Consider the following 25297-nt stretch of genomic DNA (forward strand, 5'->3'; position numbering starts at 1 on the left):
AGTGCTTTTTATTTTGATAAATGAATAATGGTAAAAGAAAATGTGGTATAATTTAAGTACTAGATAGGAGGTTTTTTTATGAAAGTAAGAAAACATTATATATTTAAAGGTCGGGTTCAGGGCGTTGGCTTTCGCTTTAGTACTTATCAAATAGCCCAACAACTTGGACTTACTGGCTGGGTTCGTAATTTATATGATGGAACGGTCGAAGCTTGTTTTCAGGGTGAAGAAGAAACAATTAAACAGTTAGTCGATGAGTTAAACAAGATTAGATATATTAGAATAGATTCGATGGATATCGAAGATTTAGATGTATTACCATCAGAAAAAGCTTTTAATATCGGATTTTAAAAATGATTAAAATAGGGATTATTTCCGATACTCATAATGTCTTAAAAGAGGAAGTAATAGCTGATTTAAAAACGTGTGCTTATATTATTCATGCCGGAGATTTTGTCAAAAAAGAAATACTTGATCAGCTAAAAGAAATAGCGCCGGTTTTTGCAGTTAAAGGTAATAATGATCAACTTGATTTAAAGGAAGAAGAATTATTTGAAATTGCGGGTTATCAATTTTATCTGGTGCATCAACTGAATACCGCCAAGAACGTAGATTTCTATATTTATGGACATTCTCATCAATTGGCTTGTTATCAAAAGGGGAAAACATTGTATTTAAATCCGGGTGGTTGTGGTCGTCGTCGTTTTTCTTTACCATTAACGTATCTTGTCTTATATTTACAAGATAATAATTATCGAATTGAAATTAAAAAAATTCCCACAAATAAAGGTAGTTAGTAAATAACTACCTTTATTTATTGGTAAATTGTGGCAAGTATTCTTTATGGGCTTCGATCAGTTCATCAACAACGATGTTTGCTAAAGCATCACTAGGACATAATGGATTAATATTTAAAGCGGTAACTGCCAGGTCACGATTACCAGTGACTGCAGCTTCACATACTAAGCGTTCAAAAGTTTTCATCATGTGAACATAACCGCTGATTGGTAATTTCAATGGTCCAGTAGCGATTGGTTTTGGTCCATCAGCAGTAATTCGACAAGCTATTTCAACAGCACTGTCATATGGTAAATCAGCAATAGCACCATTGTTTCTAACATCAACATATTGAATATCACCAGTATTATTATAGATAGATTGGATCAAGTTGCAGGCAGCATCTGAATATTTGGCTCCACCGCGCATTTCTAATTGTTTTGGTTTGACATCTAGGTCCTGGTGACTATATAATTCAAATAATTCTTCTTCAGTCTTACTAACAACTTCACCACGAACAGTACCCGTTTTAAATTGTTCTTGTTCTTCTGCTAGCTGTTCTTTAGTATAGAAGTAGTAATTATGATATGGACATGGAATAGCGTTTAATCCTTTGATAAAAGAAGGTGAATATGGTAATGAAACAAAGTTTTTCATTTGAATGGTATCTTCTTCTTTTAAATTAGCATATTGATTTAATAATTGTTCAAAGCAAGATTCTCCATTAACAAATACGTCAGTGGCAAAGATAAAATGGTTAACTCCTTGAATCTCCATTGTAACGTCTTTTTCATCAGCTTGTAACATTTTTGCAAAACCGCTAACCATATTTACTGGTACATTGCAAAGCCCAATTGCTCGCTTAAAATCAGTATAACGATAAATAGCTTCAGTTACCATTCCAGCCGGGTTAGTAAAGTTAATTAACCAGGCATCAGGACAAATTTCTTGAATATCTTTAACGATATCTATGATAACCGGGATCGTTCTAAATGCTTTAAACATTCCTCCAGCACCGTTAGTTTCTTGTCCGATCATTCCATGAGAAATAGGAATTCTTTCATCTAAAATACGCGCTGGTAAACGCCCGATACGCATTTGAGTTGTAACAAAATCAGCTCCTTTTAATGCTTCTTTTCGATCATATGATAGAGTAACTTTCATTGGTAATCCGGCTTTTTTAACCATTCTTTGAGCTAAAGCCCCAACAGTTTCTAATTTTTCTTTCCCTTCAGGAATATCAACTAAACATAATTCTTCAATTGGTAATGTATCATAACGATTAATAAATCCTTCAACTAATTCGGGAGTATAACTACTACCACCACCAATAGTAACGATTTTTACGGCTTTCTTTTTATTCATAACGCGTCTCCTTTACATCATTTTTTATTTACAACTAGATTATACAAGCTAAGAATTAAAAAACAATCGTGACAACTTATAACTATACTAGTACAGTTTATGATATAATCATTGTATAGAAAGTAAAGGAATGAAAGCTATGAAACAATATGAAAAAATAGTTGCTGATATTAAAACAGCTATAACTAATAAACAATATTTACCTGGTGATAAACTCCCGTCATTACTAACCATGGCTAATAAATATCAAGTTAGTAAAGGGACAGTCTTAAAAGCCTATGAAACTTTGGAAAAACAATGTCTGATTTTTTCAAAACCCCAAAGTGGTTTTTACTTGGCCGATGGAATTCATAGTGATTCTAAAGCCTTAGATGGATATCATCTTGAAACTGGTAATCCTCAGGTTAATTCCCATCTCTTCAATGAAATGAAACAATGCTTAAACATTGCAGCTGAATTATATTCATTTAAAACCTTAGATACCACTGTCAGAGGGGTTGATAGTTTAAATGAATTATTACCGGATTATTTAGCTTTAGATGCCATTTATACTAAACCTGATAATATTTATCTAATTCAGGGGATTATGCAGATGTTAACTATTTTTACTAATAGTCCTTTTCCTAATCATAAAGATATGATTTTAATTGAAGAACCGAGCTATTCATTTTATATTAAGTATCTAAAAAAGATGCAGGTTCCTGTTAAGGTGATCAAAAGAAATATTCATGGGATTGATTTAAAAGAATTGGAGCGGATTTTTAAAGAAGAACCGATCAAATTTTTTTATACTATTTGTCGTCATCATAATCCTTTAGGAACTTATTATGATCATCAAACCCGTAAAAAAATCATGGAATTAGCAATCAAATATGATGTTTACATTATTGAAGACGATTACTTTAGTCATTATGATCAAATTCCTAAATATTTACCACTGTATTATTTTTCTAATCGAGATCATTGTATCTATTTACGCAGTTATACTAAAACGATTCCTTTTATTAGAATCGGGATTGCTGTTGTCCCTGATGATTTTATCGAAGTGATGGATCAAATCAGTGAATTATCATATTATTATTCATATCATATGCCGTCACTTGTTTCACAAGCCACATTAGAAGCGTATATTCGTAGTAATATTCATCAATATCAATCGAAAATTATTACTAAAGAAATCCAAAAAAAACGACGTTTGATAAAACAAATTACTAGTCACTGGGACCAAAACTTAGTCCCTTTAGTTTCTGGAACATGTGGTTATTATTGTTCAATTACATTGAATAATAAGATAGATGTCACAAAATTAATCAGAAGATTAGCACAAGAAAAGATTTATGTTGCTAGTAATCAAAGCAGTTTTTATGGTGATAATTATGATAATAGTATTCGGTTTAGTCTTTCGCGAGTTGAAGAAGGAGAGTTAAAAATTGTTTTGAACCGATTTTATGAAATTGTTCTTGAACTAACAAATAATTAAGGCTTAATCGCCTTTTTTTAATTTGACAATAACTAAGATATTTCTTATAATTTTTCCGAAAACTAACTAAATATTTAGGAAACGAAGTTAATATCGATAATAACTAGGTAGTTAATCTTGAGTTAATAGTAACTTAAAATTAGTTAATTTAATGATAAAATGTTAACTAAAAAAGTTAGCTTTTAAAACTGATAAATATGTCGTTATTTTAATAATTAAAGATTCCTAAAGGATGGTGAACAATAATGAAAACAAACTATGGTCGCGATATTAGTAAATTGGCCAATCAGATCAAACGTCAGATTAATCTATTGATTACTAAAATTGGTTTACCTGGGGCCCAGGGACGGACACTTCATTTTCTGGCTGCTCATCAAGATGAAGATATGTATCAAAAAGATATTGAAGAAGAATTTAATTTACGCCCATCAACAGCTACTGGTTTATTGCAGGCATTGGAAAAAGAAGGGTATATCCATCGTTATAGCTGTAAGGAAGATGGCCGACTAAAAAAGATCGTATTAGACAAAAAAGCTGATGATATTGCCAGACAAGCCAATGATGATTTGTTGCGATTAGAAAAAAAGCTGCTTGAAGGAATTGATCCCCAGGATTTAAAAGTATTTGAGCGAGTTTTGCAACAAATGTTTGATAATATCAAGTTATAATCACGATGACATATTTTACCAAAATCATTATATATTTTTCAAAAATTATGATTAATTATAACGATAATTTTAAACTATACTTACAACTGTAGTCAGGATATTTTATAGTTTTTTCAATCCTTCCCCTAACATAGACTACAAAATAAATATTATTACATAGATTTAGAAAAGGTTAAAATTAATTACGGTTGATTTTAACCTTTTCTTTTTAGATTAATGACAATTTTGTAAGTTTATGTAATTTATATCAATGGTAAAATAATAGATAAACTGCTATATTAGTAATATAAAAGGCAAAAGAGGTAAGAAAATGAAAAAGATAATTATTCGTTTAATAATAATTTTAATATTAGTAACTTTAGTGTTTACTGGCGTTTATGCCTATCGAGGATATCAGGTTTATGAAGATGTTATTGAAGAAGAAAGCATTGAACAAAGAGTAGCAACGCTTCAAAGTAAAGAAGATTATGTAGCTTTAGATGATATTGCCGATGTTTATAAAGAATTAGTTGTTGCCAGTGAAGATCATCGTTTTTACTCACACCATGGGGTTGATTATATTGGATTAGCTAGAGCTTTAGTAACTAATCTAGTGACTTGGTCTTTTAAAGAAGGTGGTAGCACTATTACGCAACAGCTGGCTAAAAATCTTTGTTTGTCGTTTGAAAAAAGTCTTGATCGTAAGTTTGCCGAAATGTATATTGCCTGGAAGTTGGAAGATGAATATAGTAAGGATGAAATTTTAGAAATGTATCTAAATATTACTTATTTAGGTGAAGGTAATTATGGGATTAAAGCTGCCTGTAACTATTATTATCATATTGAACCAAGTCAATTGAACCAGCAGCAAGCTGAACAATTAGTAGCAACATTAAAAGCTCCTAGTGTAAATAATCCATCGACAATTAATCAATAATACTTGACTTAAAGTCAACTTTAGACGTTATAATATTATAGATATAAAAAGGTAGGTAGAAAAATGGAAGTTGTAGTAATAGATGGTCAAGGTGGCGGAATTGGCAGCAGTGTGATTGAAATCTTGAAAAAAGAATTAGCGGATATCTATATTGTGGCCATTGGGACCAATAGCGCCGCTACTAATCGAATGAAAAAAGCTGGAGCTGATGTAGTAGCTACTGGTGAAAACGCCATTATTTATAATGCTAAAAATGCTAAAATAATTATTGGACCAATCGGTTTTGTTTTTGCTAATTCAATGTATGGAGAGGTTTCACCGGCCATGGCACAAGCAATCAGCTGTAGTGAAGCCACTAAATATTTTATTCCTGTTAGTAAATGTTCTGGTCATGTTTTAGGAGTTGCCAGCAAGTCAATTCAAGAATATATTAAAGAATTGGTAACAATATTAAAATAACGGAGTCAAAAGTAATGGAAATATTATATATTGATTGTAGCTGTGGTATTAGTGGTCATAAGCTAGTTGGTGCATTATTAGATTTAATCGATGATGCTGATTATTTATTAGCGGAATTGAAAAAATTAAATTTAGATGATTGTTTCTTGCAGGTAGAACGTAAAACTAAACAAGGAATTAGTGCTAATGTTGTTGAAATATCTTTAGATGAAGATGGTGGTCAACTCTATCAATATGATACAATTATAAAATTGCTTGATCATAGTGATTTTAATGATACAATCAAAAAATTAGCTATTCAAATTTTTAATCGAATGGCTAAAGCAAAAAGTCAGTTATCTGATGTAGCTGTTAAACAATTAGAATTTAAAAAAAATAATATTTTAGAATCATTGATATTGATAGTTGCTGTGGCAATCTTAATTGATAAAATTAATCCTGATAAGATTATCAGCAGTGTTGTAAATGACGGTTGTGGTTTTGAAAATACTGGTAAAAGCTTTTTGCCAATCCCATTACCACTAACTACTCAAATTTTTGCTGATAGCTCAGTTATCTTGCAACAAATTGCTGTTAAGGGAAAACTGGTAACTCCAACTGGGGCAGCTATTATTAGTGAATTGACTGATTGCTTTCAACCAATGCCAGCGATGAAAATCAATCAAACTGGTTGGGGGTTTGGTAACCAGACTGTTAAAATCTTAGATATGGTCAAAGTTTCATTAGGAAGTGTTGTTCAAAATAATGATGAAATCATTGTTTTAGAAACTAATATCGATGATACTACCAGTGAAGTATTAGGTTATACGTCACAATTATTATTTGAACATGGGGCATTGGATGTTTTCTTTACACCAATCTATATGAAAAAAATCGTCCCGCATATCGTTTAAGTGTTGCGTGTAAAGAAGAAAAGTTAGAAACAATGCAAAATATTATCTTTAAAGAAACGACGACAATTGGAATGCGTTATCGTCGCGAACAGCGTAAAATATTAAGTCGTAAACAAGTATTTATTGATAGTCCTTATGGTAAAGTAATGGCTAAAGAAGTTATCTTTGATGGCCAAAAATTTGTCTATCCGGAATTTGAGGATGTTAAACGAGTTGCTCAGGCTACGGGCTTAGCTTTTAAAGATATTTATCGATCTCTAGTTAAATAGCTAGAGATTTGTTTTTGAAAAACGTTAAATTATTTACGAATTTATAAAAATGTGTATAATAAAAACTAAAGTCTAAATTTATATGGGGGTGAAAAATTGGATAACTATTCTTCAAAAATTAGAGCAATACTTTTATTAGCCTGGCCAGCTATAATTCAAGAAGCCATGAACGTAGTTGTGTCCTATGTCGATACCGCGATGGTTGGGGTTTTAGGTGCTAATGCATCGGCTGCTGTTGGTTTAACTTCATCAGTGACTTGGCTGGTTACCAGTGTTGCTATTGCCATTGGAGTAGGAATATTGGCAGTCTGTGCTCAGGCAGCTGGAGCTAATGATCGTAAAAAAGTCCAGCGAACTAGTCAGCAGGCAATTTTCTTTACTTTGATTGTCGGAATTTTGTTAACGATTATTTGTGTTACGGTTTCACCGTTTTTACCCGGCTGGTTAAATGGTGATAAATCAATCCGCCATGATGCTTCAATGTATTTTATGATTATTTCTATTCCATTGTTGTTTAGATCCACTGTTTTGATTTTATCATCGGTTTTACGCAGTGTTCAGGATATGAAAACACCGATGTTAATAAGTTTATATATGAATTTAATTAATATTGTAATTAACTTTTTCTTGATTTATCCAACTCGTGAAATTATGGGAATAACGGTTTATGGGGCTGGTTTAGGTGTTGAAGGAGCGGCAATTGCTACAGCAATTTCATTTGTTGCCGGTGGTATTATGATGTTTCGACGCTACTATAAAAATGAATATTTTAATTTTAAACAAACTGGTTTTCATTTTTATCCTTCAGAATTTAAAGAATGTTTGACTATTGGTATACCGGTAGTTTTAGAACGTGGAGTTATTTGTTTAGGACATGTTACTTTTTCTTCATTGATAGCTCGCTTAGGGGTAGTTCCATTTGCAGCCCATACGATTGCAATTCAAGCAGAACAAGCTTTCTATATTCCCGGCTATGGATTCCAAAGTGCAGCTTCAACTTTAGTTGGTAATGCTATTGGTCAAAAAAGCGAAAAGAGAGTTAAAGAGATAACTTATATGATCAGTGCTATTACAATGTCATTGATGATTGTTTGTGCAATTGCATTATTTGTCTTTGCTGAAAGTTTAATGGGGATTTTTACTCCTGATCCGGAAGTTATTCGTTTAGGAGCACGTGTTTTAAGAATTGTTTCGGTTTCAGAACCAATTTATGGAATTTTAATTATTCTAGAAGGAACCTTTAATGGAATGGGGGATACCAAAGCACCATTTACTTTTTCACTATTTACGATGTGGGGAATTAGAGTTTTTGGTTCTTGGTTGATGATTAATATCTTTACTCAAGGAATTGAAGCGGTTTGGATCATGATGGTAGCTGATAATGTGACTCGTTGTTTTTTATTAGCACGAAGATTTTTAAAAGGAAACTGGAAATATCGAATTGAAAGCGAGCATTAACTCGCTTTAATAATAATTTTACGCCGAGGTTTTTGACAATGTTTTTCAAAATCCAAAGCTATATCATTCATTGTTATTAATTCATCTTTTTGATAGTAAAATTGCTGGATAGTATCATTTTGACAATCATATTCATAAATATGATCAACACAGTTAATAAATACATGATCATAAAAACTATTAACCATTGAATGAGATTTAAAAAAATCTAACAACATACTTTCTGGTAAATTATGACAATGAGAAAAAATATAGAGAGCATTATGATCATAACGTTGATAATTTTTGCTCTTTTTTTCTTTACGATTAATGGCATTTTCAATTTTTTGCATCACAAATTCTAAATCAGCTTCCAGATGATCAAAAGGGTTGATTTTTAAAATCGCATAAAGAGGCTTTTTAATATCGGCAACTGCTTCTTCAGGTGTTAAAGCCTGAGTAACCTCAATACCATAATTAAGAGTTTCGATTCTTAAATCGGGTCGATCGTCCTGGATAATTTGCTTACTGTTAATACTTAAAATTTTAGCTAGTGTCAAAGCAGCATATTTTTCAAAATAGTTTTTACTATATGTCTCTTTCATTTTAATCCTCATCTGTAATAATATTGTTATCAAATATTATAGCATATAAGCAATTATTTTCATAATTTGAAATGGCATTTTATTGCGATAAAAGTAGCTAACTGCTATACTTTTGATAAAGAATTAGACAAGGAGATATAAAACAAATGAAAAAAGCAGTAATATTTGATATGGACGGATTAATGATTGATAGTGAGCGAGTAACTTATGAAGAATATTGCCGTAAGTTAGCAACTTTGAATTTAACTTTCGATGAAGATACATATCGATTATGTTTAGGAAAAAATAAAGCCGGAATCTGTCAGGTTTTTATTGATCATTTCGGTGATGATTTTCCAATGACAGAAGTATGGGATGATGTTCATGTTTGGATCGATGAACGTTTAGCTAAAGAAGTGCCTTTAAAAGATGGATTAATTGATTTATTAAAATATCTAAAAAATAATAATTACAAAACAATAGTAGCTACAAGCAGTGCTCGCATTCGAGTTGATCAGATATTAAAAAACGCTGCAATTACTGAATATTTTGATGATAGTATCTGTGGTGATGAAGTTGCTCATGGCAAACCAAATCCAGAAATCTTTTTAACAGCTTGTCAAAAATTAGGAGTAACTCCACAAGAGGCTTTAGTACTTGAAGATAGTGAAGCCGGTATTTTAGCGGCTTATAATGGTAATATTGATGTTATTTGTGTTCCTGATATGAAATATCCAGAACCAGCATATCAAGAAAAAACAACAAAAATTGTCAAATCGTTACATGATGTAATTGATTATTTAGAAGATAATAAATAGTTATAAATGAATATGATTTGTCTAAGTAAGATAAATCGTATTTTTATATAGAGAATTATATCTTACTTTACATTTTAGTTAAATGAGATAAAATAAAATTGTTGTAAAGCAGGTGAGATTATGGAAAGTACAGTAACTAAATTTTTTGATGATTTATATATTATTGATGATAATCGCGTAAGAGCATTTTTGATTGTTCAAGAAGATCAGGCTCTTTTAATTGATACTGGTTTTAGTGATAGTGATTTTGTCTTAAAGGCCAAAGAAATTACCGATTTACCCCTTAAAGTGGTTTTAACTCATGGTGATTTAGATCATAGTGGAAACTTAAAATACTTTGATCAATGTTATCTCCATCCAGATGATCGTTCATTGATTAAAGACGAGATCCAATTTAATGATTTATTAGATGGTGATAAAATCATAATCGGTAATTATCACTTTGAGGTCATTTCTATACCTGGACATACTTATGGCAGCATTGCTTTATTAGAACGAAATAAAAAGCTGCTGTTACCAGGTGATAGTGTTCAAATTGGTCCTATTTATATGTTTGGAAGTCATCGTAACTTAGATTTATATTTTCAAAGTTTACAGAAACTTTTAAGTTATCAAGATGATATTGAAACTATTTTGCCTAGTCATCATCAATATCCATTGTCCAATGAATATATTAAGTATTGTTTAGATGATGCCAAGTTATTAAAAGCTAATAAATTAAAAGGAACTAAGCATCCAACGATGCCATGTTGTCAATATGATGGAAAACATGTTTCATTTTATTATTAAGAAGTGGAGGAATTTAAAATGTTAGAAGTAGGAACTAAGGCGCCAGATTTTACATTATTAGATCAAAATGGTCAGGAAGTAAGTTTAAGTCAATTTAAAGGGAAAAAAGTAATCCTATATTTTTATAGTAAGGATAATACACCAGGTTGTACTAAACAGGCCTGTAATTATGCTGAAAACTATCTGAATATCGAAGCTAAGAATGCTGTAGTTATTGGTATTAGTAAGGATAGTGTTAAATCACATGATAAATTTGCTCAAAAGTATCAATTGCCATTTACTATTTTAGCTGATCCAGAACTTGAAGTTTTAAAAGCTTATGATGTTTGGAAATTAAAAAAGATGTATGGGCGTGAATTTATGGGTGTTGTCAGAACTACTTATTTAATTGATGAACAAGGGACAATTATTAAAGCTTTTGGTAAGGTTAAAGCTGCCGAAGATGGAAACAAAATGTTACAGGAATTAACTGATTAATTGAATTTGGAGGAAAAAATGATTAAATTAATTGCTACCGATATGGATGGAACGTTTTTAGATTCTAATAAACAGTTTAGTCCAGAATTCATCGATATTTTTTATCAATTAAAAGAAAGAGGAATAAAATTTGTTATTGCCAGCGGGAATCAGTATTATCGTTTATATCAAAAATTTTTACCGCTCAGTGATCAGATGTATTTTATTGCTGAAAATGGCTGTTATATTGCTAAAGGAGCTACTGAGCTATATCATAATACCATTTCCAATGCCAATGTAAATCAGATCATTGCTGTTTTGCAGGATCATCCACAACTGCCAGTAATTATGTGCGGTCGTAAAGGAGCTTATATTTTAGACAAAAATAAAAGCTATGAAAGTTTGGTTAAGCTTCATTATTGTAATTATCAATTTGTTTCTTCATATGATCAAATTGATGATGAAATTATGAAAATATCAATTAATGATCCCGAAGGTAAGATTGAAGAAAAATTAGCGCTAGTAAAACCTCGCTTACCTGAAGAAGTAAAAATAGTAACGGCTGGAAATATCTGGATGGATATTCATAACAAAGAAATCAATAAAGGTATTGGAATGCGTTTTTTACAGGCTATTTATGAAATTGAACCAGATGAATGTATGGCTTTTGGTGATCAAATGAACGATTATGAATTATTGCAGCAGGTTAAATATGGTTATGCTATGGCCAATGCTGTTGACCCAATTAAAGAAATCGCCTATGGAATAACTCTTTCTAATGATGAACAAGGAGTAATAGTAAAAATTAAAGAAGTATTGGGCTTATAAAATTAAGTCTGTTTAATAAATACCAGGAGTACAGCATATAAATGTACTCCTGGTATTGTTATAGTTGAATTTTAGCGCTTATTGATAACTAAAGAAAGTTTACCGATAATTTTAAAACCAGCTTGGTTTTCTTGATTGATGACAATTGGAGAATATTCCGGATTAGCCGGTTGTAAGATAATACATTGATTACTATTATCACGGTAAAATTTCTTACATGTAGCAACATTATCTTCAATCGTGAAACATCCAATATCACCATTTCTTAAATGATTGATTTTTTCAAAAACGATCAAATCACCAGGATTGATATTTTCATCAATCATACTATCACCATTAGCGTATTGACAGAAATATTCTTTATGAGGGGATAATAGTGATTCTGGCAGCGAAATATATTCATCAATATTATCATCCACGAACATCCCGGTTCCACAGCTGACATCATTATATAAAGGAATAACGAGGGAATCACTTACTAATGGCTGATTATCAGTTTCAAATCCTAAAAAATACGAAGGGGAAACATTAAAAATTTCAGATAATTTTTGAATCGTTTCTTTTTTTAAGTTAGAAACCCGGTTATTTTCATATTTGGCAACAGCCGATTTTTTAACCCCTAATAAGTTTCCTAATTGTTCCTGGGTCATTTTATGTTCTTTTCTTAGTTTTTTTATTCTTTCACCAGTCATCATCGTTTTTTACCATTCCTTTCTTTAATTATCTTGTGTCTTAATTTTACTATTTATTTACTTGCTATGCAAGATAAAAAAAGATAAAGTGTCTTAAAAAGATATTTTTGTTGACAAACAATAAAAATGGGTTTATATTAAAAGTGTCTTAAAAAGATACATTTAATGTAATGATAGATAAAAGATGAATGGTAAGAAACTTTAAGGGGGATTTACAATGGAGAAGAAAGAATTAAATTTAAGTGGTCGTGGTATATTAACTATTTTAACGGGAATAGTAATTTTGGGGTCAACAATAGCTAGTTTAAGTGGTTATTTGTTAGATTTAATTTTATTATAATTTTGAGGTGAATCTTAATGAAAAAAGAATCTGATTCTAAAGTAAAAGATGAATTAGATTATGATAATCATATTGTTGAATATGATAAACAGTATATTGATAATTCAAATGCTCAAGCAAAATCAGTCACTGACTGATTTTTTTTTAATCTAAATTAGAAAAAATCCGCGTTATAACAATCATTTTGGTAAAATGGAATAAAAGAGGTGGCAGTAATGATTGAATTTTACCAGGCTAAAAAAGAAAATATCGATTTATTAGTGAAAATTAGAGTCCGTGATCTAGAGATGTTTTCAAATCAGAAAATAGAGTTAGAAACAATAAAAAATATTAGACGCTTTTATCTTAACAAACTTAATGACCATTCTTTGATCACATTATTATGTTATAAAAATAGGGAACTAATTGGTTCAGGAACCATTTATTTTTATGATGTAATTCCTTCAAATATTAATTCAAAGGGAATTATGGGCCAAATAACTAATGTTTATATTGATGAAAACTATCGACATCAAGGAATTGGGACCATGTTAATAAGGCAATTATTAGAATTAGCACAACCTAGGTGTAATGTTGTATGTCTTAATTCTTCAAAAGAAGCCTTAAAATTATATCAAAAATGTGGTTTTGAGTTTAAAGATAGGTATATGATTAAGTATATAGATGGAAATGATGGTTAACTTACTGGTCACATATATTGGCTAGAGATTGGGAGGGATGATCATGGATGAGTTTTTACAAGAAATAAATGCAGCTATTTATATGAAATGGATCTTGCTACAAAATAATGATCATGATGTAGAAATTATAAAAGATCAAGATGATGATAAGATAATAATTATTAAAAATACAATCGTAGAGGGAAAGATTATTTTTTATGGAAATGGAATATTCGAAGAAGAATTGACTGACCGGTTAACTAATAAGAAGATTTTTTATCTTCATTTTCAGTTAACTTATATGAATCATGCCATTGAATTGTTTAAAGAAATGCTCAACTGCGCCAAAGAGGCAACCAGTCGACCAATGGTTCAAGTTTTATTGTGTTGCAGTGGGGGATTAACGACCACTTTGTTTGCCTGTCAAATGCAAGAATTAGCTGATTTAGAAAGCTTTCCATATAAAATTGAAGCCACTGGATATTCGTGTTTATTTGAACGTGCTGGGGAATATGATATCATTTTGTTAGCTCCACAAGTGGCTTATATGTTACCTCAAGCTAAAAGAAGATTACCGGATAAGGAAGTTATGGTAATTCCAACTAAGATTTTTGCTACCAATGATTTTTCTGGAGCCTTAAAATTAGTTTATGACTGGAATCAAAGCAAGGAGGAAAGCTAAATGAATATGAAAGATACTCGGAATTTAAGAGACCAAAATCGTGATAAAATATTAGCGGTTTTTATGGAACGGGAGTTGTGCACCAAAAATCAATTGGCATTGGCTTCATCTTTGACTCTTACGACAGTGGACAATATTTTGCAAGAATTAATTGATGATAATAAAGTAAAAAAGGAGATGCTTAAAGATAATGATAAAATAACTGAATGTTATTCATTAAATAAAGATTTTTGTCGTTTTTTGACTATCTCAATTATTAAAGAATTTCGACGAGTTAACATAATTTATCGAATTAGTAATTTAGCTGATGAGATAATTTATAGCGATGAAGTAATCAAAAAAGTTGTAAAAATTAATGATATTTATGATGTAATTAATATTGTTTTAGTACGATTCGATAATATTAAAGTAATTGGGATTAGTATTCCTGGAATTATAAATGATGGTAAAGTGACATCGACGGGATTAGTAAATTTTAATGATATTGATTTATATTTACTGTTGAAAAATAAATATGATCAAAAGATAATTTTAGGTAATGATGTCAATGTTGCAGCAATAGGGTTTTATTTAACACAGGAAAGTTATCAAAATGTTTGTTTATTATTTCAGCCTGGAGATGGCTATGGTGGGGTTGGAACAGTTATTAATGGACAATTATTAACGGGTAAAACTAATTGTGCCGGTGAAGTTCAATATTTACCTTTAAGTAATGAAGATCAACTAAAGCTTCTACAAACACCTGATGGTACAATTGAATTATTGAGTAAAATTGTGGCTTGTTTAACTGCTATTGTTAATCCTGAAATTGTAGCTATAAGTTGCACTAATTTAGAAAAAGCCAGTGATTTAGATGATTGTTTAGCTACAATGATACCCGCCAAGTATTTGCCAAGAATAGTGAAAATAACTAATTTAAGTAAATATGTTTTAAATGGGTTGCAATATATTTGTAAAGAGTCGTTAAAAATGAATTATTTAAAAGAAAAATAAGTGAATTTATAATGGGAATTTGAAAATACTAAGGGATTTTGTTTATAATAGATTGTGGTGATATTATGTTGGAAAAGGATATTGAATTATTAATGATTTGCTTAAGTGAGTATATTAAAGATATTGATGGTGAACAATTCAAAAAATTGTTTTTGGGTTATGTGGAATATATGGCTAGAAATTATGGTCAAGATTGTCTGATAGATGAATATGGTGAAATGATGATTAAGGTTAAACAATTTGTTACCAATCATAATTTAGATTTAGATAGCTTAACACCATATAAACGTAATGTTTTATATCATTGGATACGTGATGATTATGACAGACAGGATATTTTAAATTTATATTATTTTGATGAAAAAGTTAATGCTTTAGAGTGCTTTATTGATACAATTAATGAAAAGTACCAATAAATGATTGCAAAAAAATAAATATTTGATATGATGATAGAGAAATGAGGTGGAAGGATGTATAAATTTTCTTGCTAAAAATTTATTTGCAGTAAGTTATTTACTGTTTTTGTGCGCAAGAAAATATATCCTTTATTATCATATCTTAATCAAGTTTATCTTTTCTAAGATTTTTTAGGCTACAAGAATATATTTTCTTGTAGCCTTTTAACTTGGAGGGGATATAAATGTCGTTATTAGAAATAAAAAATTTAACATTTAGATATGATAATCAAATTGAAGAATTATTTAATAATATAAGTTTTCAAATCGATACTAATTGGAAACTGGGTTTAATTGGTTGTAATGGTAAAGGGAAAACAACTTTGTTAGAACTGCTACAAAATAAATATTCTTATCAAGGTTATATTACACCTGGATTTGTATTTGATTATTTTCCATATCATATTAAAGATCCAAATCAGATAACGATTAGTATCATCAATCAAATCGGAGATTTTGAACGATGGGAGATAGAAAGAGAATTATCACTTTTAGAAGTGAATGAAGATGTATTGGAAAGGCCTTTTAGTACTTTGTCTAATGGTGAACAAACTAAAGTAATGCTGGCAGCATTATTTTTAAAAAATCACGATTTATTATTAATTGATGAACCAACTAATCATTTAGATTTATCAGGGCGAATAGCTTTAAGTAATTATTTAAAAAGAAAACGCAGTTTTATTTTAGTAAGTCATGACCGAAATTTCATTGATAATTGTGTAGATCATATTTTAGCTATAAATCGTAATGATGTTGAAATAATCAAAGGTAATTTTACCACCTGGTATCAACAAAAAAATGATCAAGATAACTTAGAATTGAAGCAAAATGAAAAACTGACCAAAGAAATTAAACGATTAAAAGAAGCCTCAAAACAAAATAGCTTATGGTCTGATAAAGTCGAAAAAAGTAAGAATACTCGAATATCGGGATTAAAACCAGATAAAGGTTATATTGGGCATAAAGCAGCTAAAATGATGCAACGTTCTAAAAATGTAGCCCGTCGTCAGCAAAGAGCAGTGGAAGAAAAAAAGCAGTTACTAAAGAATATTGAAGTGATTGAATCACTAAAAATTAATTGTTTGGCTTATCCTAAAAAACAGTTATGTAGTTTAAATGATGTTTCTCTTTATTATGGAAATCGCCAAATTCTAGAACACATTAGTTTTACAATTAATCAAGGTGATCGTATTAATCTCTCTGGCCAAAATGGTAGTGGAAAGACTAGTATAATTAAATTGCTTTTAGCAGAAAATGATAATTATCAAGGTAATATTAAAATAGCAAGCAATTTAAAAATATCTTATTTGCCACAACAAGATGGTCTTTCTGGTTCATTATCAAAATATATCGACGAAAATCAATTGGATCCTAGTCTTTTTAAAACGATTTTAAGAAAAATGGATTTTTCACGCGAATTATTTAATCAGGATCTAAGCACATATAGTAAAGGACAAAAAAAGAAAGTGATGTTGGCCAAATGCCTTAGTACACCAGCTCATCTTTATATTATGGATGAGCCGTTAAATTATCTTGATATCTTTACAAGAATTCAAATTCAAGAGATGTTGCTTAAATATCAGCCTACTATTTTATTTGTTGAACATGATCAATATTTTTGTAGTCAAATTAAAACTAAAGAAGTAAAATTATAGATTATTTTAAATAATTATTGTAGAGTACAAAAAAGAATTATGGTTTACTCAGCCATAATTCTTTTTGCTATATAGAACCTTTTGATAACTTTTTATTTTTATAATCTACGCAACATTCATACCTTACTTCAAAACCCACATGTTATCAATCGGTTCTTTCATTAAAAAGGATTCGTTCTAAATTTGAATTGATGTCTCGTTCATCTTATTATTATTTAGATTATTTGGTATTTTGTAGAAAACAATTTAAATTATTAATCGAATAACTCTATTTTAAAATTACTCTTGATGAATTTTTGGAATCAATCCATTTTCCAAATCCAATTTTATAATCAAATTATTATATATATCAAAACTTTTACTATCATAATGATTTTAACTTTTTCTAATTAAATTATCACTCATGATTAATTCAGTTCGTTTATCATCATTAATTTAATAATTACTTTTTGCTTTAATTAACTCAATTACTGATTTCTATCAATTAATCAACTTTCTAATTATTAATTCATCTCTTTAATAATCTTTGCTCGATTACTAATCTGATTTTGATTTTCATTAAGTAAATCAGCTTTTTAATTATTAGTTCATTTCTTTAATAATCTTCACTTGATTACTAACCTGATTTTGATCTTCATTAAGTTAATCAGCTTTTTTAATTATTAATTCATATCTTTAATAATCTTTGCTTGATTACTAACTTGATCTTAATCTTCATTAAGTTAATCAGCTTTTTAATTATTAATTCATATCTTTAATAATCTTTACTTGATTACTAACCTGATTTTTGATCTTCATTAAGTAAATCAATTTTGATTATCAAGCTTTTTAATAACTAATTCCTTAATCTCTATTTTCAACTTTCTGATCAATTTTAATAGATTAGTTTTAATTATTAATCTTTGAACCAGCTTTTTGAATGTTTAGTAGACTAGTATTTGTTATTATGATGATTACTGGTTAATCACTTATTAATAATTTTATTAGCTTTTATATTCAATTGTTTTGATTATTTCTTTTATTATTGTTGTTAGAAATAATTTAATTATTTATGATTTTTGGATTTGTTTTTTAGAACTCTTCCTTTTATCTGTCTTAAATATATATCAAAAAAATCGTGATTTCAAGCGGCTTTCAAAAGTTGTTGTTTTTATTTATTTTTACTTGATTTGTAGTATAATTATATTTAGGGGAGTTTTTAAGTAAGGAGTGCGTCTGCGATGAGAAAACTGATTAAAATTTTGCTGATATTTACAGTGGTTTTTACGATTACTGCTTGTAACAAAAATGATACTAGTGATACTGTAAAAAATATTGATATTGAATGGAATAGTGATAATAATTTGGCAGATGTTATTAGGTTTAAAATTGAAGCAATTGATACTACTAAACAGATTACACCAGATGTGATTGGTGATTCATATACTTATTTTGGACCAGCTGATGAAAATAATTATTTAGTCGATTTAATATTATGGATGACTAATACTACTGATCAGGATATTCATCTTAATAGTTCTTTTTCGGGTTTATTTATTACTGAGGATACTAACTACAAAGCGGCTGTTTTATCATTGAATGATGATGGTACTATACTTTCTGATAGTGACTTATTGTCGGCTGGATCTACTAAAAAGATTCATTATTATGCTGAGATGCCAGAAAAATCTTTACAAAAAGAAATTGAATTTGAATTAAGTAATCAAAAGCAAGATTCAGACAAACAAGAGATAAGCCCAGTCTGTGCTTCTTTGAAATTTGAAGTTAATAAAACTAATAATAATTATGAGACTAAAAATATGGGTGAAGTTATTAATTTGGATGGTTATGCGGATGTTACTTTAACTGGAGCTAATATAATTAAAGAATTGCGTCCGGCTAGTCCTGCTGGACTGTATAATACTTATACAGTCCAACAAGAAAGTAATAGTTTAGTTGATTTTAGTGTTGTGATTAATAATATTAGTGGTAATGATATTAATGCTGGTAATGTTATCACAGCCAGATTGCTTGATGTTAATAGTAATTCATATCCGGCAACTGTAGTATACGAAGATGATAATCATAGTAATTTACAGAATGCTACATCAATTACGATAAAAAATAATCAAAGCGCTATAATTCATTATCTTTTTGAAGTTAGTGATGAGGTAGTTAATGAAAGTAAAAAGATTAGAATATCTTGGCAGGGAAATGTTTATTTAATTAATCTTTAAATCTAGTTTAAATACTAGATTTTTTATTTAAGATGAAGGGAAGGAAAATAATGGGAAAAAATAACGGTTTAATGATTAAAGGAAATATTTGGAAGCAATTAGTTATTTTTGCTATTCCACTATTAATAGGTAATTTGTTTCAACAACTTTATAATACAGTTGATAGTGTTGTTGTAGGTAATTTTATTGGTGATCAGGCTTTAGCTGCTGTAAATTCAAGTGGGCCAATTATTGACATGTTGGTGAGCTTTTTTACTGGCTTATCTTTAGGATCTGGAGTCTTGATTTCCAATTATTATGGTGGTCAAGATCGTCAAGGAGTTTTCTGTAGTGTTCATACAGCTATGGCACTAGGAATTGTTTTTAGTTTATTTGCTACAATAGTTGGAATCATTTTTACGCCAAGTATTCTTACTTTGGTTAAAGTTGATCCATCAGTAATTAATCAAAGCATTGTTTATCTTAGACTTTATTTTCTGGGGGTATCTGGTTTAATTATTTATAATATGGTCAGCGGTATTTTACGAGCAGTTGGTGATTCTAGACATCCGCTTTATTTTTTAATTGTTTCATCATTTATTAATGTTGTCTTAGATTTGTTGTTTGTAATTGTTTTTAAAATGGGTATTGCTGGGGTGGCAATAGCTACCTCAATTGCTCAAGTGGCTAGTGCTATTTTATCAATTTATATTTTAATTACTACTGTGGAAATTTATCGTTTACAGCCAAGAAAAATTAGATTTTATTGGAATTTTTTAAAACGAACGATTGAAATTGGTTTACCTAGTGCTTTACAAAATGCTGTAGTTTCTTTTTCTAATATTATTATGCAAACTAATATTAATGTTTTTGGAGCTTATGCCATGGCTGGTAGTGGTTCTTATACTAAAATTGATGGTTTTGTAATTCTACCAGTAATAAGTATGTCAATGGCTTTGACTACTTTTGTAGGTCAAAATAAAGGAGCTAATAATTACCAAAGGATTAAAAAGGGTGCTAGAACCGGTATCTTGATCAGTTGTGGGATTATTGTAGTTTTAAGTGTTGGAATTATTTTTACGACACCATATTTATTACATTTTTTCTCATCAAATACGGAAGTAATTAATTATGGTTTAATTATGATGAAGTGTTTAGTTCCTGGTTACATATTTTTAACTTTATCGCAAGCAATCTGTGGTATTTTAAGAGGGGTAGGTAAAACTAAGATTCCGATGATCGTATTAATTGGCTGCTGGTGTCTTTTTAGAGTCTTGTGGGTTATGATTACCGTAAGGTTATTCCATAATATTGTTTATGTTAATTTAGGATGGCCAGTATCTTGGGTTTTAAGTACCATTATTTTATTAGTTTATTATTATAAAGTTGATTGGATCAAAGATTAATTTAAATATTTTGAAAAAAGTTTAGCACTTGTATTGACAAAGTGCTAAAAAAGAATATAATAATTTTTAGCACAAGGGTGTAGCAAGTGCTAAAAGATAAAGGAGTGATTTAGATGATTAAGCCATTGCATAACAATGTTATTTTAAAAAAAGAAGAAGTAGAAAATAAAACATCAAGTGGAATTATTTTGACAACTGAAACTAAAAAGGAACCAGGTGTTGCTAAAGTTGTTGCATTAGGTCCTGATTGTAAAGCTGATATTAAAGAAAATGATAAAGTAGTTTATAAAGAATATTCAGGAACTAATATTAAAGTTGATGATGTTGAATATATTGTAATCGAAGAAAAAGATATTTTAGCTTGTATAGCTTAAGGAGGTAATTGAAGATGGCAAAGGAAGTTAGATTTTCAAGTGATGCTCGTAAAGCAATGTTAAAAGGGGTCAATACATTAGCTGATGCTGTTTGTATTACTTTAGGACCAAAAGGTCGTAATGTTGTATTGGAAAGAAGTTATGGTTCACCATTAATTACTAATGATGGTGTTAGTATTGCAAAAGAAATTGAATTAGAAGATAAATTTGAAAATATGGGTGCTAAATTAGTATATGAAGTAGCTAATAATACTAATGATGTAGCTGGTGATGGTACTACAACTGCTACTATCTTAGCTCGTAATATGATCGTTAATGGTATGAAAGCTGTTGACAAAGGATGTAACCCAGTATTAATGCGTGAAGGTATTGAGTATGCTAGTAAAGAAGTAGCTAAAACAATTTTAAAGAATTCACGTAAAGTAGAAACTAGCAGTGATGTTGCCAGTGTTGCTACAATTTCTGCTGGTAGCGAAGAAATTGGTAACTTAATTGCTGAAGCAATGGATAAAGTAGGACGCGATGGAATTATCAATGTTGATGAAAGCAGCGGATTTGATAATGAACTAGAGATCAGCGAAGGTATGCAATATGATAAAGGATATGTATCTCCATATATGGTTTCTGATCGTGAAAAAATGAATGTAGAATTAGAAAATCCTTATGTATTAGTAACTAATTCAAAAATCAATAATCTTCAAGAAATCTTACCAGTACTTGAACAAGTATTGAAAACAAATCAACCATTATTGATCATTGCTGATGATTATGAAAACGAAGTAGTTTCAACATTAGTATTGAATAAATTACGTGGTACATTCAATGTCGTAGCTACTAAAGCTCCTGGATTTGGTGATAACCAAAAAGAAATGTTACAAGATATTGCCGCATTAACTAATGCTAAATTCTACAATAAAGATTTAAATATGAAATTGGAAGATCTTCAATTAAATGAATTAGGTAGAATTAAAAAAGTAATCGTTGATAAAGATAGTACTACAATGATTGGTGGTAACGAAAACAACGCTGAATTAAAAGCACGTATTGATGAAATTAAAACACGTATCGCTTCAGCTGATAATGAACATGATAAAAAACAATTCCAAGAAAGACTTGGTAAATTAACTAATGGTGTTGCTACAATCAAAGTTGGAGCTACAACTGAAAGCGAATTGAAAGAAAAGAAATTAAGAATTGAAGATGCTTTAAATGCCACTAAAGCTGCTGTAGCTGAAGGTGTTGTAATTGGTGGTGGAGCTTGCCTAGTTGAAGCTTATAAAGAATTAAAACCAGTTCTTAAAAATGATAATGTTGATGTTCAAAAAGGTATTAACATCGTAATGGAAGCATTGTTAGCACCAATTAGTCAAATTGCTGAAAATGCTGGATATAACTGTGAAGATATTGTTGATGCTCAAAAGAGCGCTGATAAAAATATCGGATTTGATGCTAAAAATGGTGAATGGGTTGATATGTTTGATAAAGGAATTATCGATCCAACTAAAGTTGCTCGTAGCGCTTTATTAAATGCAGCAAGTATTTCAGCATTGTTTATTACAACTGAAGCTGGAGTTGCTGAATTAAAATCAGAAGAACCAGCAGCTGCTAGTCCAGCAATGGGTGGAATGTATTAATAAAATAAATTAGGATTGACTTTAAAAGTCAATCCTTTTTGTTTATAGTAATTGATATATAATTACCATTAATGGCATGGTGACTGCACTAAAAATTACTGACATAGTATTCATGACACTGGCATAACCAGGATGTTTGTTATAAAGCTGAGCAAATTGGGTAATAGTAGCAGCGGCTGGAGCACTGGCGGCTAAAACAGTAATCAAAAAGATTTGTGAAGCATCAGGCGTTAATGTTGTTAATCCAGTTAATTTTAAAACTAAAATCGTAATTAATGGGAAAACGATTAATCGCATTATAGCTACTAAATAAGTTCTTTTTTCACTAAAAATATTTTTAAAGTTCATTTCACCAATAAGCATTCCAATAACGATCATCGCCAAAGGACCAATCATTCCACCAACAGTATCAAAGGTGTCTAAAACCAAAGCAGGTAACTGTAATTGGAATAAAAATAAGCAGATACCTAAAATAATAGCTAAAACATTAATGTTTAAAATAATCTTCTTTAAATCATAATTTTTTTCATTACATACTAAACTTTTTGCATGCGTCCACAATAAAATAGTTTGAACTACCATATAACCACTGGTATATAAGACCCACTCTTGACCTAATATAGCACCAACTAAAGGAATGATTAAATTCCCGGAATTGGAATAAATAATTGTTGCTTTTTCAATTGGGGCAAACCCAAATATCTTTGATAAAATATTAGCTAAAGGAATATAAATAATATGAACTATTATTGCTCCTAAAAACGATAGCCCTAAACCAACTAATTTATCAGGTGTGAATTCAATTGCAAAAGAAGTTAGAATTGCACAAGGTGAAGCAACATATAAAACTAACATTGAAATAACTTTACTATTTTCTGTTGTTAGAATTTTGGTTTTGACTAATAGAAAACCAAAGAAAATCATAATAAAAAGTTCAAGAATTTGTTGCATTAATAATATACTAAGTTCCATTATTCCCCTCCAGATATGTCAACTAAATGTTAAATAATTGTTAAATCTGGTAAAATCTTAGCATAGCTTTAAAAAAAGCAACATTATATTTCAAAAAATGAAACATTTTATTAATAAAATTAGCATAAAATAAAGACTTTTGACCAATAAAAAGTCCTAAATTGTACCTCGTAAGTAACAAATAAGTAACAAAAAAAATCAAGGTGAGGGAGCCTTGATTTTTATGATTTCGTTGTACAAATCTTCGATAACAGTATCTGTGTAAGTATCGAATGTTAGGTCCTTGAATTTGTGTCCTAATATTCGTTTTCTTGCAAAGACATCTACGCTATATGTTTGACATAACGTCGCAAATGTATCGCGGGTATCGTGCATCGTATGCTGCATATTAAGTTTGTCCATTAATACATAAAATTTTTTAGCCTTAAAATTTTGATAGCTAAAATCTATTAGTCTTTTCTTCTTGCACGTTAACAATCGTTTTACATCTTCTTGAATAAAAGGGTGGATAGGAATTATCCGATTTTTTCCAGCTTTCGTTTTAGATCCAGCGACCATGTACGGTGGATCGTTTTCCAGATATATTGCTTTTCTGTCCAGGTTTAACAGTTCACTAGCTCTAAGACCAGTATAGATATAAATAAGTACGATTTTTGCAATATCGCTGCCTTCTTCTATTAAAGTCAATATTTCTTCATTGCTAAAAGCATAATGCTTTTTGGATTCTACCGCATCTCCACATTTTATATATTCGACGTAGTTATTATCCCTGCTTATATATTGATGTATTACTGCATACTCGAATATCTTCGAACACAATACTTTCATATGGGCCTTCGTACCATGCCCCGCTTTATCCCGGTCAAATATTTCCTGCAGATCGGCAAGAGTTATCTGTGATATTTTTCTATTGTAAAGTGATTTAAAACGCTTAATCCAGGCCTTATACCCAACTTGTGAAGATTTAGATAGCTTTGATAAATCTTTTTCATATATAATATCAAAGATTTCTTTAAATGTAGGAAGGTTCTTTTCACGCTGATCAACTAATTTTTGGAAAGTATCTGGAGCAAGGGCACTTGCTTCTTTGTCGGTTATGGTCTTTTTGTTTGTCAATCTATAAAGTGTTAAGGCATCATCAGCTTCTTGCCAAGTTTCAAATGTACCGATACTTTTCTGCACCTGATTACCTGTTAGTAAGTCATAACCGGTTGTTATTTTAGCGCAGAAAGGTCTTCTTCTTTTACCAGACAGTTTTACTACAGTACCGGCTTGGTTTGGTCTACGTCTAAACGTTTGCTTTCTAGCCATAATAAAAACACGTCCTTTCAATTGTCATTTGCCTTGAACGTGCTCTTATGGTAAAATTGAGTACGTAAAAGGACTTTTGAGAGAGTCTTTTATATTAAGTGATATTGGCGTATCACTTTTAATTTAGCGATGGTATCTCTACGGGGACCATTGCGTAAACCATCCTATTGGCGTAGGGTGGTTTATTTTT

General features: G+C 30.0%; 26 protein-coding genes and 1 pseudogene. 22 read left to right on the top strand and 5 right to left on the bottom strand.

The window, feature by feature from the left end:
- The first annotated feature begins 78 nt into the window (after positions 1 to 78).
- Positions 79 to 351, top strand: a complete 273-nt coding sequence (locus tag Q0K54_RS08775) for an acylphosphatase (RefSeq protein ID WP_294580248.1) — start codon at positions 79 to 81, stop codon at positions 349 to 351.
- Positions 352 to 353: 2 nt separating this feature from the next.
- Positions 354 to 797 carry a metallophosphoesterase family protein gene (locus tag Q0K54_RS08780; protein WP_294580250.1) on the top strand — a complete coding sequence of 148 codons (444 nt, stop codon included), beginning with the start codon at positions 354 to 356 and terminating at the stop codon, positions 795 to 797.
- A gap of 13 nt (positions 798 to 810) precedes the next feature.
- Here the strand turns inward: Q0K54_RS08780 and Q0K54_RS08785 are convergent, their stop codons facing one another.
- Complete coding sequence (locus tag Q0K54_RS08785; RefSeq protein ID WP_294580252.1) at positions 811 to 2142, bottom strand: 6-phospho-beta-glucosidase; 1332 nt, start codon at positions 2140 to 2142, stop codon at positions 811 to 813.
- Positions 2143 to 2281: 139 nt separating this feature from the next.
- Between Q0K54_RS08785 and Q0K54_RS08790 the strand changes: the two genes are divergently transcribed.
- The 6 genes and pseudogenes from Q0K54_RS08790 (at position 2282) to Q0K54_RS08815 (ending at position 8285) form a co-directional block, all read left to right on the top strand.
- Entirely contained in the window at positions 2282 to 3622 is a 1341-nt protein-coding gene (locus Q0K54_RS08790) for a PLP-dependent aminotransferase family protein (RefSeq protein ID WP_294580254.1), read from the top strand.
- A 245-nt stretch (positions 3623 to 3867) separates the two neighbouring features.
- A complete protein-coding gene (locus tag Q0K54_RS08795) occupies positions 3868 to 4290 on the top strand; it encodes a MarR family winged helix-turn-helix transcriptional regulator (protein WP_294580256.1) in 423 nt (140 codons plus the stop codon).
- Positions 4291 to 4600: 310 nt separating this feature from the next.
- Positions 4601 to 5206: a biosynthetic peptidoglycan transglycosylase gene (locus Q0K54_RS08800; RefSeq protein WP_294580259.1), complete on the top strand. Its 606-nt coding sequence runs from the start codon at positions 4601 to 4603 to the stop codon at positions 5204 to 5206.
- 63 nt (positions 5207 to 5269) lie between these two features.
- Entirely contained in the window at positions 5270 to 5665 is a 396-nt protein-coding gene (locus tag Q0K54_RS08805; protein WP_294580261.1) for a DUF3842 family protein, read from the top strand.
- Positions 5666 to 5679: 14 nt separating this feature from the next.
- A pseudogene (locus tag Q0K54_RS08810) lies at positions 5680 to 6827 on the top strand (LarC family nickel insertion protein).
- Positions 6828 to 6923: 96 nt separating this feature from the next.
- Positions 6924 to 8285 (top strand): MATE family efflux transporter, encoded by a 1362-nt coding sequence (locus Q0K54_RS08815; RefSeq protein WP_294580263.1) that lies wholly within the window; start codon positions 6924 to 6926, stop codon positions 8283 to 8285.
- On the opposite strand, the gene Q0K54_RS08820 is transcribed toward Q0K54_RS08815, so the two are convergent.
- Positions 8282 to 8869, bottom strand: a complete 588-nt coding sequence (locus Q0K54_RS08820; protein ID WP_294580265.1) for a hypothetical protein — start codon at positions 8867 to 8869, stop codon at positions 8282 to 8284. The two genes, Q0K54_RS08815 and Q0K54_RS08820, sit on opposite strands and share 4 nt — an antisense overlap.
- A gap of 146 nt (positions 8870 to 9015) precedes the next feature.
- Between Q0K54_RS08820 and Q0K54_RS08825 the strand changes: the two genes are divergently transcribed.
- From Q0K54_RS08825 to Q0K54_RS08840, 4 genes are all read left to right on the top strand, one after another.
- The gene (locus tag Q0K54_RS08825; RefSeq protein WP_294580267.1) at positions 9016 to 9666 is read left to right on the top strand and encodes an HAD family phosphatase; all 651 of its coding nucleotides are present in this window, start codon (positions 9016 to 9018) and stop codon (positions 9664 to 9666) included.
- Positions 9667 to 9786: 120 nt separating this feature from the next.
- Positions 9787 to 10455, top strand: coding sequence for an MBL fold metallo-hydrolase (locus tag Q0K54_RS08830; RefSeq protein WP_294580268.1), 669 nt, complete (start codon positions 9787 to 9789; stop codon positions 10453 to 10455).
- Between the two features lie 18 nt (positions 10456 to 10473).
- The gene (bcp, locus tag Q0K54_RS08835; protein WP_294580270.1) at positions 10474 to 10932 is read left to right on the top strand and encodes a thioredoxin-dependent thiol peroxidase; all 459 of its coding nucleotides are present in this window, start codon (positions 10474 to 10476) and stop codon (positions 10930 to 10932) included.
- Between the two features lie 18 nt (positions 10933 to 10950).
- On the top strand, positions 10951 to 11739 hold the full coding sequence (locus Q0K54_RS08840) for an HAD family hydrolase (RefSeq protein ID WP_294580273.1): 789 nt from the start codon (positions 10951 to 10953) through the stop codon (positions 11737 to 11739).
- A 71-nt stretch (positions 11740 to 11810) separates the two neighbouring features.
- Here the strand turns inward: Q0K54_RS08840 and Q0K54_RS08845 are convergent, their stop codons facing one another.
- A complete protein-coding gene (locus tag Q0K54_RS08845; protein ID WP_294580275.1) occupies positions 11811 to 12434 on the bottom strand; it encodes a LexA family transcriptional regulator in 624 nt (207 codons plus the stop codon).
- Between the two features lie 214 nt (positions 12435 to 12648).
- Here Q0K54_RS08845 and Q0K54_RS08850 point away from each other — a divergent pair, with 214 nt between their 5' ends.
- The 10 genes from Q0K54_RS08850 (at position 12649) to groL (ending at position 22824) form a co-directional block, all read left to right on the top strand.
- Complete coding sequence (locus tag Q0K54_RS08850) at positions 12649 to 12771, top strand: hypothetical protein (RefSeq protein ID WP_294580277.1); 123 nt, start codon at positions 12649 to 12651, stop codon at positions 12769 to 12771.
- 215 nt (positions 12772 to 12986) lie between these two features.
- The gene (locus Q0K54_RS08855) at positions 12987 to 13451 is read left to right on the top strand and encodes a GNAT family N-acetyltransferase (RefSeq protein WP_294580279.1); all 465 of its coding nucleotides are present in this window, start codon (positions 12987 to 12989) and stop codon (positions 13449 to 13451) included.
- Between the two features lie 43 nt (positions 13452 to 13494).
- Complete coding sequence (locus Q0K54_RS08860; protein ID WP_294580281.1) at positions 13495 to 14112, top strand: PTS sugar transporter subunit IIB; 618 nt, start codon at positions 13495 to 13497, stop codon at positions 14110 to 14112.
- A complete protein-coding gene (locus tag Q0K54_RS08865; RefSeq protein ID WP_294580283.1) occupies positions 14113 to 15105 on the top strand; it encodes an ROK family protein in 993 nt (330 codons plus the stop codon).
- A 65-nt stretch (positions 15106 to 15170) separates the two neighbouring features.
- Positions 15171 to 15521 carry a hypothetical protein gene (locus Q0K54_RS08870; RefSeq protein WP_294580286.1) on the top strand — a complete coding sequence of 117 codons (351 nt, stop codon included), beginning with the start codon at positions 15171 to 15173 and terminating at the stop codon, positions 15519 to 15521.
- A gap of 224 nt (positions 15522 to 15745) precedes the next feature.
- Complete coding sequence (abc-f, locus tag Q0K54_RS08875) at positions 15746 to 17215, top strand: ribosomal protection-like ABC-F family protein (protein ID WP_294580288.1); 1470 nt, start codon at positions 15746 to 15748, stop codon at positions 17213 to 17215.
- Between the two features lie 1220 nt (positions 17216 to 18435).
- Positions 18436 to 19431, top strand: a complete 996-nt coding sequence (locus Q0K54_RS08880; RefSeq protein ID WP_294580290.1) for a hypothetical protein — start codon at positions 18436 to 18438, stop codon at positions 19429 to 19431.
- Between the two features lie 50 nt (positions 19432 to 19481).
- Positions 19482 to 20816: an MATE family efflux transporter gene (locus Q0K54_RS08885; protein WP_294580292.1), complete on the top strand. Its 1335-nt coding sequence runs from the start codon at positions 19482 to 19484 to the stop codon at positions 20814 to 20816.
- Positions 20817 to 20929: 113 nt separating this feature from the next.
- Positions 20930 to 21190, top strand: coding sequence for a co-chaperone GroES (locus Q0K54_RS08890; protein WP_294580294.1), 261 nt, complete (start codon positions 20930 to 20932; stop codon positions 21188 to 21190).
- Between the two features lie 14 nt (positions 21191 to 21204).
- Positions 21205 to 22824: a chaperonin GroEL gene (gene groL / locus Q0K54_RS08895; RefSeq protein ID WP_294580296.1), complete on the top strand. Its 1620-nt coding sequence runs from the start codon at positions 21205 to 21207 to the stop codon at positions 22822 to 22824.
- A gap of 42 nt (positions 22825 to 22866) precedes the next feature.
- Here the strand turns inward: groL and Q0K54_RS08900 are convergent, their stop codons facing one another.
- Both Q0K54_RS08900 and Q0K54_RS08905 read right to left on the bottom strand, forming a co-directional pair.
- Complete coding sequence (locus tag Q0K54_RS08900; RefSeq protein ID WP_294580298.1) at positions 22867 to 23796, bottom strand: AEC family transporter; 930 nt, start codon at positions 23794 to 23796, stop codon at positions 22867 to 22869.
- A 198-nt stretch (positions 23797 to 23994) separates the two neighbouring features.
- On the bottom strand, positions 23995 to 25107 hold the full coding sequence (locus Q0K54_RS08905; RefSeq protein WP_294580300.1) for a tyrosine-type recombinase/integrase: 1113 nt from the start codon (positions 25105 to 25107) through the stop codon (positions 23995 to 23997).
- Positions 25108 to 25297: the final 190 nt, after the last annotated feature.

The organism is uncultured Thomasclavelia sp., assembly GCF_944324745.1.
GTDB lineage: Bacteria > Bacillota_I > Bacilli_A > Erysipelotrichales > Coprobacillaceae > Thomasclavelia.